The sequence below is a fragment of the Gilliamella sp. B2923 genome, assembly GCF_026536565.1.
Taxonomy (GTDB): Bacteria; Pseudomonadota; Gammaproteobacteria; order Enterobacterales; family Orbaceae; genus Gilliamella.
On sequence record NZ_JAFNNZ010000014.1, the window covers coordinates 18,348 to 39,264 of the forward strand.

At 38.7% G+C, this 20,917-nt stretch carries 16 protein-coding genes; 7 read left to right on the top strand and 9 right to left on the bottom strand.

The annotated features are described in order from the left end of the window. Positions 1-188: 188 nt before the first annotated feature. Both dnaJ and dnaK read right to left on the bottom strand, forming a co-directional pair. Positions 189-1,331 carry a molecular chaperone DnaJ gene (gene dnaJ / locus J3U42_RS11235; RefSeq protein ID WP_267336491.1) on the bottom strand — a complete coding sequence of 381 codons (1,143 nt, stop codon included), beginning with the start codon at positions 1,329-1,331 and terminating at the stop codon, positions 189-191. A gap of 122 nt (positions 1,332-1,453) precedes the next feature. Continuing rightward, positions 1,454-3,370: a molecular chaperone DnaK gene (dnaK, locus tag J3U42_RS11240; protein ID WP_220218550.1), complete on the bottom strand. Its 1,917-nt coding sequence runs from the start codon at positions 3,368-3,370 to the stop codon at positions 1,454-1,456. 230 nt (positions 3,371-3,600) lie between these two features. Here dnaK and satP point away from each other — a divergent pair, with 230 nt between their 5' ends. After that, on the top strand, positions 3,601-4,179 hold the full coding sequence (gene satP / locus J3U42_RS11245) for an acetate uptake transporter (RefSeq protein WP_267336492.1): 579 nt from the start codon (positions 3,601-3,603) through the stop codon (positions 4,177-4,179). A gap of 87 nt (positions 4,180-4,266) precedes the next feature. Here satP and asnB read toward each other — a convergent pair whose 3' ends face one another. The 6 genes from asnB to polA form a co-directional block, all read right to left on the bottom strand. Then, positions 4,267-5,940 carry an asparagine synthase B gene (asnB, locus tag J3U42_RS11250; RefSeq protein ID WP_220218548.1) on the bottom strand — a complete coding sequence of 558 codons (1,674 nt, stop codon included), beginning with the start codon at positions 5,938-5,940 and terminating at the stop codon, positions 4,267-4,269. 206 nt (positions 5,941-6,146) lie between these two features. Then, positions 6,147-6,491: a YdbL family protein gene (locus J3U42_RS11255; RefSeq protein ID WP_220218547.1), complete on the bottom strand. Its 345-nt coding sequence runs from the start codon at positions 6,489-6,491 to the stop codon at positions 6,147-6,149. A 141-nt stretch (positions 6,492-6,632) separates the two neighbouring features. Beyond that, positions 6,633-6,818: a YnbE family lipoprotein gene (locus tag J3U42_RS11260; protein ID WP_220218546.1), complete on the bottom strand. Its 186-nt coding sequence runs from the start codon at positions 6,816-6,818 to the stop codon at positions 6,633-6,635. Positions 6,819-6,837: 19 nt separating this feature from the next. Continuing rightward, a complete protein-coding gene (locus J3U42_RS11265) occupies positions 6,838-8,442 on the bottom strand; it encodes an intermembrane phospholipid transport protein YdbH family protein (RefSeq protein WP_267336493.1) in 1,605 nt (534 codons plus the stop codon). Between the two features lie 66 nt (positions 8,443-8,508). Next, on the bottom strand, positions 8,509-9,933 hold the full coding sequence (gltX, locus tag J3U42_RS11270; protein WP_220218544.1) for a glutamate--tRNA ligase: 1,425 nt from the start codon (positions 9,931-9,933) through the stop codon (positions 8,509-8,511). Positions 9,934-10,196: 263 nt separating this feature from the next. Continuing rightward, complete coding sequence (gene polA, locus J3U42_RS11275; protein WP_267336494.1) at positions 10,197-12,971, bottom strand: DNA polymerase I; 2,775 nt, start codon at positions 12,969-12,971, stop codon at positions 10,197-10,199. Between the two features lie 199 nt (positions 12,972-13,170). Here polA and folE point away from each other — a divergent pair, with 199 nt between their 5' ends. The 6 genes from folE to ispH all read left to right on the top strand — a co-directional run bounded on the left by folE (position 13,171) and on the right by ispH (position 19,862). Then, positions 13,171-13,827 (top strand): GTP cyclohydrolase I FolE, encoded by a 657-nt coding sequence (gene folE / locus J3U42_RS11280; protein WP_220218542.1) that lies wholly within the window; start codon positions 13,171-13,173, stop codon positions 13,825-13,827. Positions 13,828-13,844: 17 nt separating this feature from the next. Then, positions 13,845-14,348 carry a hypothetical protein gene (locus tag J3U42_RS11285; protein ID WP_267336495.1) on the top strand — a complete coding sequence of 168 codons (504 nt, stop codon included), beginning with the start codon at positions 13,845-13,847 and terminating at the stop codon, positions 14,346-14,348. 199 nt (positions 14,349-14,547) lie between these two features. Next, complete coding sequence (gene ribF, locus J3U42_RS11290) at positions 14,548-15,486, top strand: bifunctional riboflavin kinase/FAD synthetase (RefSeq protein ID WP_267336496.1); 939 nt, start codon at positions 14,548-14,550, stop codon at positions 15,484-15,486. A gap of 38 nt (positions 15,487-15,524) precedes the next feature. Next, positions 15,525-18,332 carry an isoleucine--tRNA ligase gene (ileS, locus tag J3U42_RS11295; protein WP_267336497.1) on the top strand — a complete coding sequence of 936 codons (2,808 nt, stop codon included), beginning with the start codon at positions 15,525-15,527 and terminating at the stop codon, positions 18,330-18,332. A 106-nt stretch (positions 18,333-18,438) separates the two neighbouring features. Further along, positions 18,439-18,909, top strand: a complete 471-nt coding sequence (gene lspA / locus J3U42_RS11300; RefSeq protein WP_220218538.1) for a signal peptidase II — start codon at positions 18,439-18,441, stop codon at positions 18,907-18,909. Positions 18,910-18,911: 2 nt separating this feature from the next. Beyond that, on the top strand, positions 18,912-19,862 hold the full coding sequence (gene ispH / locus J3U42_RS11305) for a 4-hydroxy-3-methylbut-2-enyl diphosphate reductase (RefSeq protein ID WP_220218537.1): 951 nt from the start codon (positions 18,912-18,914) through the stop codon (positions 19,860-19,862). 1 nt (position 19,863) lies between these two features. On the opposite strand, the gene J3U42_RS11310 is transcribed toward ispH, so the two are convergent. Then, positions 19,864-20,118, bottom strand: coding sequence for a YfhL family 4Fe-4S dicluster ferredoxin (locus J3U42_RS11310; RefSeq protein WP_220218536.1), 255 nt, complete (start codon positions 20,116-20,118; stop codon positions 19,864-19,866). Between the last annotated feature and the right edge of the window lie 799 nt (positions 20,119-20,917).

Consider the following 20,917-nt stretch of genomic DNA (forward strand, 5'->3'; position numbering starts at 1 on the left):
TTTTATAAACTATTTCACCCAAGTTAAATACTGCGACCAAGTCGGATCATATTTACATTCAATATTTACGGATAAATTTTGATTGAGTATCTGTTGTACGACTTGCGTCGCTATATCTTTTAGTCTTATTTGAGTGTCAAAAAAATAGCGAAGCAGATAACCCTGCTTCGCTATTGAGTGATATTTTCTTATCCAAAAAACTTTTTAACTTTATCAAAAAAGCTTTTTTCTTTTGGGCTGTGTTTGGCATTTTTATCCGCTTTCAAACTTTCGCCAAGCTCTTTGAGTAACTCTTTTTGTTTACCGGTGAGGTTAACCGGTGTTTCAACCACAACATGACAGTATAAATCACCCACAGAATTACCACGTAATGATTTAATACCTTTACCACGTAAACGGAACATTTTACCTGTTTGAGTTTCAGCCGGAATGGTTAAGCTCACTTTACCATTTAATGTAGGTACTTCAACTTCCCCACCTAACGATGCTAAAACAATATTAATTGGAATCTCACAATGTAGATTTGTGCCATCTCGTTCAAAAATTCCGTGAGGTTTTACCTGCACTTGAACATATAAATCACCTGCTGGCGCACCATTTAACCCTGCCTCGCCTTCACCAGAAAGACGGATACGGTTACCAGTGTCAACACCGGCCGGAATAGTGACAGATAATGTTTTGGTTTTCTGAACTCGACCTTCACCATGACATTTCTTACATGGATTTTTCACCACTTTACCACGGCCATGACAGGTTGGACACTCTTGCTGTACCGCAAAAAAGCCTTGACGCATTTGAACAACGCCAGCACCATGACAGGTATCACAAGTAACCACATCAGAGGCTTTTTCAGTACCTTGTCCCTGACAAACACTACAGGCCACCCAAGTCGGTACTTTGATCTCTTTACTTACGCCACTTGCTGCTTCTTCTAATGTTAGGGTGATATTATATTGTAAATCTGCACCTCTTGAAGGGCTTTGCGCACGCCCACGACCACCGCCGAAGAAGTCACTAAAAATATCATCAAATGCCGATCCACCGCCAAAACCACTAAAGCCACCAAATCCACCTGCGCCAGCACCGCCGCCACCAAAACCTTGCTCAAAAGCGGCATGTCCATATTGATCATAAGCGGCTTTCTTTTGTGCGTCGGTCAATACTTCATAAGCTTCTTTAACTTCTTTGAATTTTGCTTCAGCTTCGGCTTTATTGTCCTGATTTTTATCAGGATGATATTTCATGGCTAGGCGTTTATAGGCTTTTTTTATCTCAGCTTCAGTTGCGCTTTTACTTACGCCTAATGTTTCATAATAATCTTTCTTCGCCATAATTAACCTTAATTTTTCTTGCAAAAACAACTAAACGGGCTTGAGTTACCTCGCGCCCGTTTAGTAAGTTACATGTTTATAACTCGTTGAAATAACTCATTAAAAAACATCGTTGTTAATGCTTATTTTTTATCATCATCAACTTCTTTGAAGTCCGCATCAACAACATCATCTTGACCAGCATCACTAGCGCTACTTGCTTGTGCACCTTGGTCAGCTTGCGCTTGTTGTTGTGCAATTTCAAGTAACTTTTTCGATGCTTCCATTAATGCATTGATTTTCGCTTCAATTTCAGCTTTATCTTCACCACGAGCTGCAGTTTCTAATGCAGTTACTGCTTCTTCGATAGCTGTTTTATCCGCTGCCGGTAATTGATCGCCTGCTTCAGTAACTTGTTTACGAGTTGAGTGAACAAGATGATCCGCTTGATTACGAACTTGAGCTAGCTCTTCAAACTTACGGTCAGCATCAGCATTTGCTTCGGCATCATTAACCATTTTTTGGATTTCTTCTTCGCTTAAACCAGAAGAAGCTTTAATGGTAATGTTTTGTTCACGTCCGGTGTTTTTATCTTTCGCAGAAACATGTAAGATACCGTCGGCATCAATATCAAAAGTTACTTCAATTTGTGGCATACCACGTGGTGCCGCTTGAATACCATCAAGGTTAAATTGACCTAATGATTTATTATCGCTTGCACGTTTACGCTCACCTTGTAACACATGAATGGTTACCGCAGATTGATTATCTTCAGCTGTTGAGAACACTTGACTATGTTTAGTTGGGATAGTCGTATTTTTCTCAATCAAGGTAGTCATCACACCACCCATTGTTTCAATACCTAATGATAATGGGGTTACGTCAAGTAATAATACATCTTTAACATCACCACCTAACACACCACCTTGTACTGCCGCACCAACTGCAACTGCTTCATCCGGGTTAACGTCTTTACGAGGTTCTTTACCAAAGAAGTCAGCAACCGCTTTTTGCACCATTGGCATACGGGTTTGACCACCCACTAAAATGACATCTTTAATATCAGAAACAGAGAGACCGGCATCTTGTAATGCTGTTTTCACTGGTTCCATTGAGCGTTTAACTAAATCTTCAACTAAAGATTCTAATTTAGCGCGAGTCACTTTGATATTTAAGTGTTTAGGGCCAGATGCATCAGCAGTGATATAAGGTAAGTTAATATCAGTTTGTTGTGCTGATGATAATTCAATTTTCGCTTTTTCAGCCGCTTCTTTTAAACGTTGCATTGCAAGTGGATCATTTTTAAGATCGAAACCTTGTTCACGTTTAAACTCATCAACTAAGTAGTTAATTAAGCGTGAGTCAAAGTCTTCACCACCTAAGTGAGTATCACCATTGGTTGCTAATACTTCGAAAGTTTTTTCACCGTCAACATCATCAATTTCGATGATTGAAATATCAAATGTACCACCACCTAAGTCATAAACGGCAATGGTGCGATTACCAACATCTTTATCTAAACCATAAGCTAATGCTGCGGCTGTTGGTTCGTTGATAATACGTTTAACATCTAAACCGGCAATACGACCAGCATCTTTGGTTGCTTGACGTTGTGCGTCATTAAAATATGCCGGAACAGTAATGACAGCTTCGGTTACTGGTTCACCAAGATAATCTTCTGCTGTTTTCTTCATTTTCTTTAATACTTCAGCAGAAATTTGTGGTGGAGCAATTTTTTGGCCTTTTACTTCTACCCATGCATCGCCATTGTCAGCTTTAACAATTTTATATGGCATAATACCAACATCACGTTGTACTTCGGCATCTTCAAAACGACGACCAATTAAACGTTTAATGGCAAATAATGTATTTTGTGGATTGGTTACTGCTTGGCGTTTAGCCGGTTGACCAACTAGAATTTCGCCATCTTGCGTATAGGCAATAATGGAAGGGGTTGTGCGATCGCCTTCGGCATTTTCTAATACTTTTGCCTGACCGTTATCCATTACTGCTACACATGAATTTGTTGTACCTAAATCGATACCAATAATTTTACCCATAATCTATTCTCCTCAAAACCTGTATTTTATTCTTTGTATATAAGTCTGAAATATGGATTTTCAAGCCCTTAATTTTCACAAAGAAATAATTTTGTTTCCACTTAAATGGGAACGTAATTTTTAATATCAAGGGGGAAAAAAAATTATTTTTCTTTAAATCTTGATTCTCCGCTTTTCAACACTTATTATTGCCGCTCTTTTTTATTATGATTATTAGTTAAAGGATCTTTATGGAACAAACAAAACTTGCCAATCCTGGCCCACTTGGACTAATGGGATTTGGTATGACCACAATTTTATTAAATATTCATAATGCAGGATTTTTTCCTGTTATGACGGCAATTGTGTCAATGGGTATTTTTTATGGTGGACTGGCACAAGTCATTGCCGGCATTTTAGAATTCCGCAAAGGTAACACATTTGGCACCACTGCTTTTACTTCATACGGTTTCTTCTGGATTGCACTAGTTGGCATTTGGTATTTACCAACTTCACCAGCAACTGCACCGACCGATGCAACTTTTGTCGGAATCTTCCTTGCTTTATGGGGCATTTTTACCGGCTTTATGTTTATCGGCACATTAAAAGGTAATCGTGTATTACAATTTGTTTTTGCCAGCTTAACGCTTTTATTTGCGCTGTTAGCAATTGGTAACATTTCCGGTAATCACGACATTATCCATGTTGCCGGGTTTGAAGGTATTATTTGTGGCGCAAGCGCTATCTACCTTGCTATGGCAGAAGTGCTTAACGAACAATACGGACGCACTATTTTACCTATCGGCGCAGCAAAAGGCGCTGCACATTAATTCAAACTGTCAAACATAGGCAGTATGTGAGCAACAAAAAACGGGGAAAATTCCCCGTTTTTTATTAATCATTAAAGCGTAAGCTAATTATTTTTTATAAGCGTCGTTATGAACACCTACCGCTGCACGACCTGAAGGATCATTTAAATTTTTAAATGACTCATCCCATTCAATCGCTTTGGCTGTCGAGCAAGCAACGGTTGGACCACCCGGTACACAATGCGCTGCGCTTTCAACCGGGAATAATTCATCAAAAATTTCACGGTACATATAAGCTTCTTTAGAAGTCGGTGTATTGTAAGGAAAACGGAATTTTGCGTTTTCTAACTGCTGATCAGTGATTTTACTTTCCGCAATCTCTTTTAAAGTATCGATCCAGCTATAGCCAACACCGTCAGAGAATTGCTCTTTTTGACGCCAAACCACAGATGCCGGTAAATAAGATTCAAATGCTTCACGGACAATATGTTTTTCCATTTTGCCGTTACTACCGCACATTTTATCTTTTGGATTAATGCGCATTGCCACATCTAAGAATTTCTTATCAAGGAATGGTACACGAGCTTCAACGCCCCATGCTGCCATTGCTTTATTAGCACGTGCACAGTCATACATATGAAGAGCGGCTAGTTTTCGTACTGTCTCTTCATGGAACTCTTTAGCATTTGGCGCTTTATGGAAATAGAGGTAACCACCAAACACTTCATCAGCACCTTCACCGGATAACACCATTTTAATCCCCATGGCTTTAATCTTTCTCGCCATTAGATACATTGGTGTTGAAGCACGGATAGTTGTGACATCATAAGTTTCAATGTAATAAATCACATCACGAATAGCATCGATACCTTCTTGAATGGTAAAGTTAATTTCGTGGTGAACTGTACCAAGATGATCGGCAACCGCTTGCGCAGCTTTAAGATCTGGCGCCCCTTTTAAACCTACGGCAAAAGAGTGCAATTGTGGCCACCAAGCTTCAGATTTTTCATGATCTTCAACACGACGTGCTGAGAATTTTTTGGTAATAGCCGAAATCACCGAAGAATCCAGCCCACCGGATAATAAAACGCCGTATGGCACATCTGACATAAGATGACTCTTAACAGACTCTTCTAACGCAATTCGTAGTGCATTGATATCGGTTTTATTATCCTTAACGTTTTCATAATCCATCCAATCACGTTTATAATAGGTTTTGATTTCACCTTCAGTGCTTGATAGATAACATCCCGGCGGAAATGCTTCAATGGTTTTACACACCGGTACTAACGCTTTCATTTCAGAAGCAACGTAAAATGTGCCGTTTTCATCATGACCCATATACATTGGGATGATACCAATATGGTCACGACCAATAAAATAAGTGCCTTTGTTAATATCATAAAGAATAAAAGCAAACATACCTTGTAAGTCATCAAGGCAATCAATACCTTTTTCTTGATATAGCGCTAAGATAACTTCACAGTCTGAGCCGGTTTGAAACTCATAACGATCTTTGTACTGATTTCGGAGTTCTTGATGATTATAAATTTCGCCATTAACTGCTAATACTAAAGTCTTATCTTTATTATAAAGTGGCTGAGATCCTGTATTAACATCAACAATTGATAAACGTTCATGAGCAAGAATAGCTTTATCAGAAGCAAAAATACCAGACCAATCAGGGCCACGATGACGCTGTAGACTTGATAGTTCTAATGCTTTTGTTCGTAGTTGTTCCGGATCTGATTTAATATCAAGAATACCTAAAATCGAACACATTGAATTTCTCCATTTAAAATCGCTAAAGCGATACTATTTACAAGTAAAAACTAACGTTACATTTAAAACTTAGCACACATTATTGGGTGCCAAGCTTTTTAATAAATTGTTGCGAATAATTCGCTAAAGTAACACAATACACATAATTTATACATAATTAAAGTATTATGTCATTATACTTTTCCTATCACTGAAAAAGATTAAGATTATTTCTTTATCCACTGACCTTGTTGTTTGATATATTGACCGGCTGGCGTTTTTTCTTGCGCTTTACTGCCCGCTCGGTTTTGCACTTCGGTTAACGACACATTGGTTTCACCGGCAACTTTTTGATATTGTGCTTTACGAGCCTGATTAATTAACTGCGCAATTTGACTTGCCTCACCTTCATTTTTAACTACGCCTAAGTAGCCGTCGGCTTGTTCACCTACTAAACCATTAGCTTTTGCTTGGCTTAACGAGCTCATGGCTTGATCTAACGTTAACGCCAATACCGGAAAAGATAAAATAGCCGATAATAATACTATCGTTGCTTTTTTAAAAATCTTCATAACAGTTCCCCCTGATAAATACATCATATTGAAATTAGTTAAATATGTGTAATAAAAAATTTTTCGCTACTATTTATTGTAGCAATAAGTATGGGTTTGGGTTTTCCTTCATCAAGGATAATAAAGAGTAAGACGTACTTTTTAATATAACCCGGATTTATTAATCATATTATCTAGCGCTTTATCGACTTTGATATTGATTTCATGATCAATCTTAACATTTAAATTGATATTAATCGGCTCACTCGGCGCTTGCACTTTTACCGTTGGCGAACATCCGATTAATATAAAACTTCCTAACATAATAGCTATCACACCTTTTAGCATAGAATATCCTCTTAATTGATCACCGCTTCTTATTTAAATGCGCTTCAATTCGCTTACGAATAGGTTCGCTAATTTGATCGGACAGTTGCATACTCATTAGCAAGTTAGCGACATTTTCTTCCAGATTGAGATTTAAATTTAACGCTTTACCATTTTCAGCATCTAAATTATTCCCCTGAATATTTAAACCTAATTTGGCGATTCCATTGCTATAATAAACTGTTCCGGCTAGCTTAGTATAATGAAAATTTTTAATAATATCAGTGAGTATTTTAATATTTGGGTTAGCTTGTGCATACTCTTTAAGTGTCGCATTGTCAAAGCGTAAATAGCCGTCATTGACGGTGGTTAATTCTCCATTTTTAATCACTATGCCTAAACTGTTTTTACCGTTGTTTTTCACTGTTAATAATGTGATTGGTAAATACCCCTCAATCGTCCCTTTAGCGTCTAAACCCTCTGCCGGATACTGAGTAAAAACATCTTGTAACTGAATATTTTTTAATCTTAATTTTAATTGTTGGGGCAATTTAGCTAAATTCAATTTACCGGCGTCAAGCAACAACGTTCCGGAAAAGAGCGCCGCTTGTGCTTTTGTCCATGTTACCAAACCTTTACTGGGTGAATTTAAAGAAGCAGAATATTGACCGGCTAATTTTATTTTTTGGAAAATAACCCCTAAATTGACTTCCTGAATGTTCAATGCGGAGGTTGATACATTAAATTGATTATTTTTCAGCGATAAATTTACTGCGCCACTGACTGATTTAATATCACTGTTTTTATAAATTCCATTGGCTTTATGGATAGCTAATTGACCTGTTGCAGACAGTTGATTTAATTCAAATAACAAAGGGAACTGTATTTTAAACTGTAAACTACCGGTTAAATCATTAACCATTAAATCCTCAGTCAACTGCGCTTTTTTGACACTCACCGATCCATTATCTAAGTTCGTTAAAGTGACTTGATCTTGGCTAATTATTGCGGAGAAAGGTAGCGTGATATTGCCATTTTCAATACCTAATTGATTTAATGTGGTAGTAAAAAGTCCCTGCTGAATTTCTAAATGTGAATCGGTTTGGTTCAACAGCAAATTACCTGACAAATGCGCTAAATAGGGTTTATCTGTTGAAATATCGAGTTTAAGGGATTGTTGCTGTTTGACGGTATCAATCTTTATATCCAAAATCGGGACATGTTGTTGGTAGAGTTTGAATGAATCAACATGAATGGTTGTTGGCATCCAATTAAATACGGTTGCTAGCGTTGCCATATCTAAACCGGACTGTTCCGGAGGTTGTTCGCTATCACTTATCTGTTTATCGGTAGAGTCAGCCGTTATTGGATCATCATCCTTTGGCAAATAGAGACTTAAATCTTTAACAGACAATTTCGCCAATGATAAATTTATGTTTTTGGCTACGATAGTGGTTTTTTGCTGGGATAGGGTGATTTCTTCAAATAATATACCGTCGAAACTGACATTGAGTCCCTGCCAATCTAACGCAATATCATATTTTTGCTTAATTGATATCCAATATTGCCAGCCGCCAATGATGAACAGCCCGATAATAAGAAAAAAACTTAGTAAAAACCAATAACGTTTTTTTAAACGAGCCATAAGTAAACTCTCAATATTGCCAGAAAGCCAATTGCCGGGGTTTTTACCCGGCAATCAATATTATGCTTAAGCCTGTTCCCGTTGTGCAATATAAGCCAGTGCTTTATCAATTCTCGCTAAAGCCCGTTTTTTACCAACGGCAAACACGGTCGCATCCACTGACGGTGATTGACCGATGCCAGTTACTGCAACACGTAACGGCATACCCACTTTGCCCATACCGACATCAAGTTCGCTAGCGGTTGCTTCAATAGCATGATGAATTTTATCGATTTGCCAATCAAAATCCGCAATCGCTGCAATTTTGGTTTTAATCAGCTCTAAGGGTGCTTTTGCCACCGGACGTAAATGTTTTTTGGCAGCATCAGCATCAAAATCATCAAAATCTTGATAGCAATAGCGGCATGCTTCAGCCATTTCTTTAAGGGTTTTTGAGCGCTCACCAAATAATTTGATGATAGTAATTAAATCCGGCCCTTGAGTTAAATCATAACCTTGTTGATTGATGTGCCACATTAAGTGCTGTGCGACATAATCAGCATCTAAATGATTAATATAGTGGTGATTTAACCATAATAACTTTTCAGTATTAAAAGCACTGGCCGATTTACTGACCGCATCTAATGAAAAATAGCTAACCATTTCAGGTACTGAAAATATCTCTTGGTCGCCATGTGACCAGCCGAGTCGGACTAAATAATTTAACAAGGCTTCCGGTAGGTAACCGTCATCACGATACTGCATCACACTCACCGCACCATGGCGTTTAGATAATTTTTGCCCGTCATCGCCTAAAATCATCGAAACATGACCATATTCAGGCAGTGGCGCCCCTAAAGCTTTAAGTATATTAATTTGACGAGGCGTATTATTGATATGATCTTCACCACGAATCACATGGGTAATTTCCATATCCCAATCATCGACCACCACACAGAAATTATAAGTTGGCGAACCGTCAGTACGGCGAATGATTAAATCATCAAGCTCTTTATTCGCAATTTCAATTGGGCCACGAATGAGATCGTTAAACACCACAACCCCGTCAACAGGGTTAGCGAAACGCACAACATGTGGCTCGTTATGATTATGTTGTTTTTGTACTTCATCACAACGGCAATGGCCGTCATAACGTGCTTTTTCGCCTTTCGCCATTTGCTCTTCACGCAACTTTTCAAGGCGCTCTTTTGAACAATAACAACGATAAGCTGACCCATTGGCTAACATTTCGTCAATAACTTGATTATAACGATCAAAACGTTTTGTCTGGAAATACGGGCCTTCATCCCATGATAATTTTAACCAATTCATTCCTTCCATAATCGCTTCTATCGCTTCCGGCGTTGAACGTTCGAGATCAGTATCTTCAATACGCAACACAAATGCACCTTGTGCATGACGAGTATAAAGCCAAGAATAAAGCGCAGTACGTGCACCACCTACGTGTAAATAACCAGTCGGACTTGGTGCGAAACGGGTTTTGATTTTCATGAAATAATCCTAATAATAACAAAAAGAACACCAAAACGATGATCGTTATCAGTGCCCTTTTATCAAACTTACCAACCAACATTGGTAAAGTAATAACATTTTGATATAAATTTGGTTTAGTGGTTTATTTTAACACGCTAAAGGGTTTGAGCAATAGCCAGTTAGCGGCTTAAAATCAATCACTATTTTGTCAAGAAGTTTCAGATTTCCCCTACGTTTAAGTATAAAACCACCGCTTTTTGACAACCTGACGATAGCAACAATTAATGGGCCTCATCCCAGTTATTACCAATACCGACATCGACTTTTAAAGGTACCGATAATTGATAACAGTTTTCCATGATTGATTTAATTTTAGAACAATAGTTATCAACCAGTTCCTCTTTCACTTCAAACACTAATTCATCGTGAACTTGCATCACCATATTAATATTGCCGTTTGGTTGACTTTTTATCCAGTCACTCATTTTAATCATGGCGGTTTTAATAATGTCAGCTGCTGTCCCTTGCATTGGAGCATTAATTGCCGCACGTTCGGCAGCACGTTTTTCAATGCCATTAGTTGAGGTGATTTTAGGAAGATATAACCGCCGACCAGATAGCGTTTGCACGTACCCTTGCTGAGCAGCAAGTTGGCGGGTTTGTTCCATATAGTTTTGCACACCTGGATAACGCTCAAAATAACGATCGATATAAAACTGCGCTTCTTTACGGGCGATATTTATCTGTTTGGATAGGCCAAATGCACTCATACCGTAAATCAATCCAAAATTGACCGCTTTAGCGCGTCGACGCTCTTCGGATGTCACTTCGGATTCCGGTTTACTTAAAATTTCACTGGCAGTTACCCGGTGAATATCTTTATCATGGGCAAAAGCATTAAGTAGGCTCTTATCTTGTGAAAGATGCGCCATAATGCGCAGTTCAATTTGCGAATAGTCAGCCGAAATAATTTTATAGCCTTTTGGTGCAATAAATGCTTGGCGAATTCGACGCCCCTCTTCATTGCGTACCGGAATATTTTGCAAATTTGGATCGTTTGATGATAAGCGACCGGTTACAGTACCAATTTGATTATAATTGGTATGAATACGATGATCGATTGGACTTATCATCAATGGCAATTTATCGGTATAGGTATTTTTCAGTTTGGCAAGCCCACGATAAAATAAAATCATGCGCGGTAACTCATACTCATTTGCCAATTCGCTCAGCACATCTTCACTGGTTGACGGATCACCTTTCGGCGTTTTTTTCAATACCGGCAGTTGATGCTTTTCAAACAAAATCGCTTGAATCTGTTTTGGTGAAGCCGGATTGAATTTTTCACCGGCCAGCGATTGTAGCTCTGCTTCAATTGCTTTTAACTGTTGCGCCAGTTCGTGTGAATAGTCGTTTAACTGTTTAGCATCCACCAGAACACCGGTTCTTTCCATTTCCGCCAATACGATAGCTAACGGCATTTCAATATCAGTAAATAACTTGGTTAGTTCTGCTTCTTTAGACAGTTCCGGCCACAATTTTTCATGCAGTTGTAGAGTTATATCGGCATCTTCCGCCGCATATTGGGTTGTTTTTTCAACCTCAATAGCATCAATTGTCAGTTGTTTCTTATCTTGCTTAGTCAGTTCATTATAAGTAATGGTTTTATAATTTAAATAACGGCTCGCTAAACTGTCCATATCGTGCCTTTCGGTACTGTTAAGTACATACGACTCAAGCATGGTGTCATAAGCGATACCTTGCACCTTAATGCCATAGTTTGCCAGCACACTGTAATCAAACTTAGCATTTTGGGCAATTTTTTTAATATTGGGGTTTTCTAATACCGGTTTTAATTTCGCCAGCACACTATCAAGCGCTAGCTGCTCTGGTACGCCTAGATAGTGATGAGCAAGCGGAATATAGGCCGCTTGATGCGGGGTGACGCTTAACGAAATCCCGACTAATTTGGCATGCACATGATCAACATTATCGGTTTCCGTATCGAAGGCGAACTGCGTGCTATTGGTTAATTTTGCAATCCAGCTATCTAATTGCTCTTCGGTTAAAATACATTGATAATCGGTCGATCTAGTTTGCGCTGGCGATTCATCCTGCCCAAATAGTGATAGGTTACTGCTGATAATCGCCGCCGATGCTTTTTGCTGTTTTAAAAAGCTACCGGAGATTAACTCTTTTTGCCAGCGATGAAAGCCGTAATAGGCAAATAGTTCGTTTAAAGCGTTAACATCAATATCACCGGCGATAAGCTGTTCATTAGAAAAATCTAATTTCACATCGGTTTTAATCGTAGCCAATAAATAGGACAGTTCGGCTTCTTTTTGGTTGTCGATCAGTTTTTGTTTTAAAGATTTCGCCCCACGAATTGATAACTTTTCAATGTCATCTAAACGTTGATAGATATCTTTAACGCTATTAAATTCAGTTAATAAACTTTGTGCCGTTTTTTCACCCACGCCTGGCACACCGGGGATATTATCCGATGAATCGCCCCTTAAGGCTAAATAGTCGATAATCTTTTCGGGCGGTACACCAAATTTTTCCATGACACCTTTTGGATCAAGCAAGGTATTGTTCATGGTATTAATCAATGTCACTTTATCGCTGACCAGCTGCGCCATATCTTTATCACCGGTGCTAATTAACACATGAAGATTTTCTTTTTCGGCCTGTTTTGCCAGTGTACCTATTACATCATCAGCTTCTACTCCTTCAATGCAAAGTAACGGCAAGCCCATGGCTTTTAAAATGGTATGAATCGGCTCAATTTGCGGACGCAAGTTTTCCGGCATTGCTTCACGAGTGGCTTTATATTCGCTGTAAATTTCGTTTCTAAACGATCCACCTTTCGCATCAAATACAACGGCAATATGGGTAGGATTATATTGGTTAATTAAGCTACGAATCATATTAATCACACCAAAAATAGCCCCGGTCGGTTCACCTTTGGCATTGGTTAATGGCGGACATGCAAAAAAAGCACGGTAAAGGTAAGAAGATCCATCAATTAAAATGATTGGTGTTTTATTTGGCATTATAGTTACCCAAGTTTATTAAAAACGTTACCAAACAGTATACCCCAATTAGCGATAATATTGTCATTATTGACGATAATATAGTGTAAAGAAGTTTAGGGTTAATAAGGTGTTTAAATAGAAAACGCAAAGTAAAAAACTGTATATTAAATAACGAGTGTTATATAATACGGTATCTTTTTCGCCCGAGTATTTAGCCATGACAGAATTAAGCATTGCTGCACAAAAAGTTAAAGCCGCACTGGCAGCAAAAAATCTTGAAACCCCTTCTTGTCGTTTAGCAATGGATAATAGTGAACGCAAGGCAAAAATCGAAGAGCATTTTCGCCAGATCATGCAGTTAATGGAATTGGATCTGACCGATGACAGTCTTGCCGAAACGCCACATCGTGTTTCTAAAATGTATGTCGATGAGATTTTTTCCGGACTGTATTACGAGAATTTCCCGAAAATCACACTGATTGAAAATAAAATGCAAGTTGACGAGATGATAACCGTTCGTGATATCACTTTAACCAGTGTGTGTGAACACCATTTTGTCACAATTGACGGCAAAGCGACCGTCTCTTATATCCCGAAAGATAAAGTTATCGGTTTATCCAAAATTAACCGAATTGTCGAATTTTTTGCCTCACGCCCACAAGTACAAGAAAGGTTAACTCAACAAATACTCGTTGCTCTTCAAACCTTACTAGGGACGGTAAATGTGGCGGTCTCAATTGATGCAACTCACTATTGTGTCAAAGCCAGAGGCATTAAAGATTCCAGTAGCATGACAACCACAACGGCATTAGGTGGTGGATTTAAAACCAACCCAAGTACAAGACAGGAGTTTTTAAGGGCTTTAAATCACTAACAATATAAGGATATTCAATGAAATATTTATCACTCATTTTTACGGTATTTTTGATTACAGCATGTTCTGAACCACAACGGAATAATGAAGATAAATTTATCGGTTTTTGGGTTGAAGGTGGCCCGGATTATAAACATACGGCAACGATCGCCAATATTGTTGAAATAAGTAAACAAGGTGACAATTACTTTATCAACGAAAACTACGTTTATGGTAATGAGCAAACCATTGCGATGCGAAAACTCACTAAAGCACAAGACTTTTTCGACGGACTGGCTTATCCTTCCAAAAGAATGTTTGATTTAGAAAATAAAGTCACGATGGATGATGATGACGATTCAAAAATCGGTATATTTAGTACCTTTTTCTTTCGAATATCAAAAGAAGAAGCAGAGCATATTAAAAGTGATGTAAAAGAGTGCGAAGAGATAGAAAAAAACCGTTTTTTTATTCCTACAGCGCAACAAGAAGAATATAAAAAACGAGCCAAAGAGCTGGCTTATTGTCGGATTTTTTGGTAACAATCAATATTCACGCCAACTTAAATAGAGCGGATTTTTGAACCAGTCGTATGCAGATTGATTATTTAACACCAATTAAAAGCCAAAACTCAAAGACAAAACGACCAAAAATCAGCTTTATATTACGTGCATCTTCAAGAAAGATTGGTATAATTCTCGGCTACTTGAGTTAAATTACACTGTTAAATAACACATTTTCATGAAGATCATTCGCGGTATTGCTAATATAAAAAATCAAATTTCCCAGTGTGTACTGACATTGGGCAATTTTGACGGCGTACATTTAGGACATCAGCAATTAATTAACCATTTAATTACCCAAGGTAAGAGATTAAATCTACCGACTGTTGTGATGTTATTTGAACCACAACCGTTAGAGTTTTTTTGCCCGGACAATGCTCCTTCCCGATTAACCTCATTTCAAGAAAAAGTGATTTTAATTGAAAAACTCGGCATAGATTATATTATTGCGATACCGTTCAACCAAACTTTTGCCAAAATGTCTGCTGACGATTTTATCCAAGATTGGTTGATAAATAAGTTACAAGCCAAATATATTGCTATTGGTGATGATTTTCGCTTTGGCTATGAACGTAAAGGGGATATAAACTTACTTGAGCACTATGCCCAAACTTATGGCTTTGCGGTAGAAAGTATCCCGACCTTTGTCTTTGATCATTTACGGGTTAGCAGTACGGCAGTTCGAAAAGCATTATTCAATAACGATTTTCAATTGGCACATTGCCTGTTAGGTCGAAATTACGCCATTGCTGGTCGAGTGATACATGGCAATGCGTTAGCAAGGCAGTTAGGGTTTCCGACAGCGAATATTCACTTACACCGCAAAAAACCAGCCTTGCAAGGTGTCTATTTAGTGAAGGTCAAAAATAGTTGTAGCCAGCAATCTTATCACGGCATTGCCAATATCGGGATAAGACCAACTATTGAAGGAAAAAAAGCCATTTTAGAAGTGAATCTATTTGACTTTTCAGGTGATCTTTATGGACAATATTTAGACGTCACCTTCGTTAAAAAATTGCGTGATGAGAAAAAATTTAACTCATTAACTGAATTAAAAGAACAAATTACACAAGATGTTTGCACTGCTAAAAAGATCAGTGCACAATTAACCAATTAAGAAAGTAGTATCAACAAAATTAACTGGAATAAATCAGCATGACAGATTATAAAAATACCTTGAATTTACCGGAAACCGGTTTCCCAATGCGAGGCGATCTTGCCAAACGTGAACCGGCAATGTTGCAAAATTGGTACGATAAAGAACTTTATCGCAAAATTCGTCAAGTCAAAAAAGGCAAGAAAGCATTTATTTTGCACGACGGCCCGCCTTATGCCAACGGCAAACTTCATATCGGTCATGCAGTTAATAAAATAATTAAAGATATTATTATCAAATCAAAAGGCTTAAGTGGCTATGACTCCCCGTATATTCCAGGATGGGACTGTCATGGTTTGCCAATTGAGCAGAAAGTTGAAGAACAAGTCGGTAAACCGGGGGTAAAAGTAACGCCTGCTGAATTTCGTCAAATTTGTCGTGATTATGCTGCTTCACAAGTTGAGCTACAAAAAGCCGATTTTATCCGCATGGGTGTCCTTGGTGATTGGCAAAACCCTTACCGTACAATGAATTTCGATACCGAAGCGAATATTATTCGAGCATTAGGTAGAGTGATTCAAAATGGGCATTTAGTCAAAGGGGCTAAACCGGTTTACTGGTGTACTGATTGTATGTCTTCATTGGCCGAAGCTGAAGTTGAATATTATGATAAATCTTCACCGGCAATCGATGTAAAATTTAAAGCCGTAGATAACCAAACAGTTGCAAGTAAATTTGGCGTAAATACCGATTTAACCATTTATGCCGTGATTTGGACAACCACACCTTGGACATTACCGGCTAGCCGTGGTATTGCCTTAAATGCTGAATTTGAGTATCAACTGGTACAAATAAACGATAAAGAGTGCTTAATTTTAGCCACTGATCTGGTCGAATCAGTCATGAAGCGTGCCGAAATTTCAGACTGGAAAGTCCTTGGCAGCTGTAAAGGTGATGCACTTGAGCTATTACGCTTTAAACACCCTTTCCTTGATTTTGATGAGCCGATTGTACTGGGTGAACATGTAACTGTTGATGCCGGTACCGGTGCAGTGCACACAGCGCCCGGTCATGGTGCAGAAGACTTTTTAGTCGGTCAAAAATATGGACTTGAAGTAGCTAACCCGGTTGGCGGTAATGGCTGTTATTTACCGGGCACCGGCGCCGGCTTAGATGGTCTTTTTGTGTTTAAAGCCAATAAAGTCGTCGTTGAGATCTTAAAAGAGCACAATGCGTTATTACACTTTGAAAATATCGAACATAGTTACCCATGCTGCTGGCGCCATAAAACACCGGTTATTTACCGTGCAACACCACAATGGTTTATCAGCATGGACAAACAAGGTTTACGTGCGCAATCGCTAAAAGAGATCAAACAAGTGCGCTGGATCCCGGATTGGGGGCAAGCTCGAATTGAAACAATGGTCGCTAATCGTCCGGACTGGTGTATCTCTCGTCAACGTACATGGGGCGTACCTATGACGTTATTTGTCCACAAAGAAACCGAAGAGTTACATCCCGATACACTACAATTAGTAGAAAAAGTGGCTAAATTGGTTGAACAAAACGGTATTCAAGCATGGTGGGATGCCGATATTAAAGATCTATTAGGCCCCGATGCCGATGATTACCGCAAAGTACCGGACACACTGGATGTATGGTTTGATTCAGGATCAACTTTCTTCTCAGTTGTAGGCGTACGTCCGGAGTTTGAAGGACACGAAGCCGACATGTATTTAGAAGGCTCTGATCAACACCGTGGTTGGTTTATGTCATCATTAATGCTATCAACAGCAATTGACAATAAAGCCCCTTACAAACAAGTATTAACTCACGGTTTTGTGGTGGACGGTCAAGGGCGTAAAATGTCTAAATCTCTAGGCAATATCGTCACTCCACAAGAGGTAATGAATAAACTTGGCGCCGATATTTTACGTTTATGGATCGCCTCAACCGATTATTCGGGTGAAATGAGCTACTCAGATGAAATCATCAAACGAGCAGCAGACAGCTATCGTCGTATTCGTAACACCGCTCGCTTCTTACTGGCAAACTTAAATGGTTTTGATCCAGCTAAAAATATGGTTAAACCTGAAGAGATGGTGATACTTGATCGCTGGGCGGTTAGCATGGCGAAAGAAGCGCAAGAACAAATTATTCAAGCGTATGAAAGTTATGATTTCCACAAAGTGGTACAACGTATCATGCAATTTTGCTCAATTGAAATGGGATCATTCTATTTAGATATTATTAAAGATCGCCAATACACCGCTAAAAGCGATAGTATTGCTCGCCATAGTTGTCAAACGGCGTTATATCATATTGCCCAAGCTATGGTGCGTTGGATTGCACCGGTATTATCCTTTACCGCTGATGAAATTTGGCAGTACTTACCGGCAAATGAAAAATCAGAGTTTGTATTTGAAGATGAATGGTACAACCAACTCTTTACTTTACCGGAGAGTGAAGCGTTAAATAGTGAATATTGGGCACAAATTCTCACCATTCGTAGTGAAGTGAATAAAGTATTAGAACAAGGAAGAAACGATAAAGTTATCGGCGGTTCACTTGAAGCGGCGGTGACGCTTTATGCTGACAAGGATATCGCCAATGCACTAGCGAAATTAGAAAATGAATTACGCTTTGTATTACTCACTTCACAAGCAAGCGTCAAACCGCTTGAGAATGCAACACAACAGGCAGTACAAAGTGATATAAGCGGTCTTAAAATTGAATTAGCGAAAGCACAAGGCGATAAGTGCCCACGTTGCTGGCATTATACTGTTGATAATGAACCGACAACGCATTTATGTAAACGCTGTGAGCAAAACATTCACGGAAACGGCGAAATAAGACATTTTGCTTAACCGTAAATCACTCACGATAAACCATTAAGCTATCGTCAATACGATAGCAATTTAATACCTTCACCGCCGACTAATGTCGGCGGTAATATCATAATGAGCCAACTACATGAAAAAAGATAACGGACTTTACTGGGTGTTATTGGCAATAGTCGTTTTCATCATCGATATTGCAAGTAAATTTTATATTTTAGATAGATTTGAACTATTTGAAACAGTCAATCTCTTACCCTTCTTTTCGATCACTTATGTGCGTAACATTGGCGCTGCCTTTAGTATTTTTGAAGGGCAAAGAGTAATGCTGGCTGCTATTGCCTTAGTTATCAGTGCAGTAATTGTGTATATGCTTTATCGCAATAATCGCTCGCAAAAATTAGAAAACCTTTCTCTATCAATGATTTTAGGCGGTGCATTAGGTAACTTATTTGATCGGCTATATCATGGTTTTGTTGTTGATTTTCTCGATGTCAATTTTGGCAATTGGCACTACCCAACGTTTAATATTGCCGATTGCGCAATTTGTGTTGGTATCGGATTGTTTATTATCAGCAGTTATAAAAAACCGAAAAAGACACCATAACGATGCAAATTATTTTAGCTAATCCTCGCGGTTTTTGTGCCGGTGTTGATCGTGCTATCACCATTGTTGAAAGAGCGATTGAATTATTTGGCGCACCGGTTTATGTTCGCCACGAAGTAGTCCATAATCGCTATGTGGTAAATCGCCTTAAACAACTCGGGGCGATTTTTATCGAAGAGATTAGTGAAGTCCCCGACAACACCATTTTAATCTTTTCAGCACATGGCGTATCAAAAGCCGTTCGAGAAGAGGCGAAAGCTCGTCATCTTCGAATCTTCGATGCCACATGCCCACTTGTAACGAAAGTCCATATGGAAGTAGCCAGATCGAGCTATCGAGGCGAAGAGGTTATCTTAATCGGTCATGCCGGACACATCGAAGTAGACGGCACTATGGGGCAGTACAGTAATCCCGAAGGGGGTATTTATTTAGTTGAATCTATCGAAGATGTGCAACAATTACAGGTCAAAAACGAAGATAATCTTTGTTTTACCACCCAAACAACCTTATCGGTAGATGATACCGCTGAAATCATTGCCGCCTTAAAAGCACGCTTTCCCCATATCCGAAGCCCACGCAAAAATGACATCTGTTATGCCACAACCAATCGACAACAAGCGGTAAAACAACTGTCATCACAAGCGGACATCGTGTTAGTTGTTGGATCTAAAAATTCATCCAATTCCAATCGATTAGCCGAGCTTGCCAGACGTAACAGCAAACAAGCCTACTTAATTGATTTTGCCTCGGATATCGATCCAAAATGGATAAGCAATGCACGCCGAATCGGCGTAACAGCGGGTGCCTCAGCGCCGGATATATTAGTGCAACAGGTTATCGATTATTTAAAAAGTTTAGGCTGCACATCGTTAATTGAAACCGACGGCATTTTAGAAAACATCACCTTTGAAATTCCCAAAGCGCTTCGCATTGATGTCAAATCTGAACAATAAACTAAGAAGAGCGCTTTAATAACTCAAATTTTGCTAAAAGCTGATCATGCGTCTCCTCATGCTCCGGATCAGCAATTATCGCATTTTGAATCGGACAAACACGCTGGCATGTAGAGTGATCATAATAACCAACACATTCCGTGCATTTATTCGGGTCGATCTCATAAGTATCAAACCCCATAGAGATCGCCTCATTCGGGCACTCAGGCTCACACATATCACAATTAATACACTTACTGGTTATTTTTAACGCCATTGCTCGATTATCTTTATAGACTGCAAAAAAATTGGCGACATTATAACGCAATCCTTAACAAAACCTAAGATAAGATCCCGTTAGCAAATTTAAAAACAGATGATTTTTGACAAAAACTTTCAGAAAATACCTATGTTTTAGTATAAAAACAAAAGGTTAAGATATTTTCAAAAATATCTAAAATTCAATATTACTACCTTCCATAATAACTAAAAAGTCGCACGAAACCTTGACAAGAACTTTCAGAAAACACCCATGTTTAAGTATAAAAATAAAAGTTTAAGATATCTCAAAAATATCCTAAACCCCTTATGCAGCCATAAAAGGCTCTATCTTACGACAGACACATACGGCTTTTTTCTAAACGGCTTATGCAGCTTTCAAGGAGGGTAGGCGTGAGATGATGCAGTGGTATGCTTTCTAAACAGCTTATGCAGCTTTCAAGAACATACTGCGAGATGCTAGCTAAACATTCATTTTCTAAACAGCTTATGCAGCTTTCAAGTAGAATCTCACATACTATAAACATCGTTTATATAAACACAAAGGGCAATTTTAGGTTTAAAAACCCTTTTTTTTAACGGTTTTGCAATATATTGATTTTTAAAGTTTTTATTTTTAGCTAAAAAAAAGGGTTTATAAAGTTTGCATTTTGAACTCCACTATTATTTCTAAACGGCTTACCATTACCTTTCCCAAAAGCAAACAAATGCCCCAGACCGCACCTTCACAAAGCGCCGACAACTGAGAGAGGTTAGCACGCCAAACAAGGATGTTTGGCGAGGCGCTGCTTTGTCCG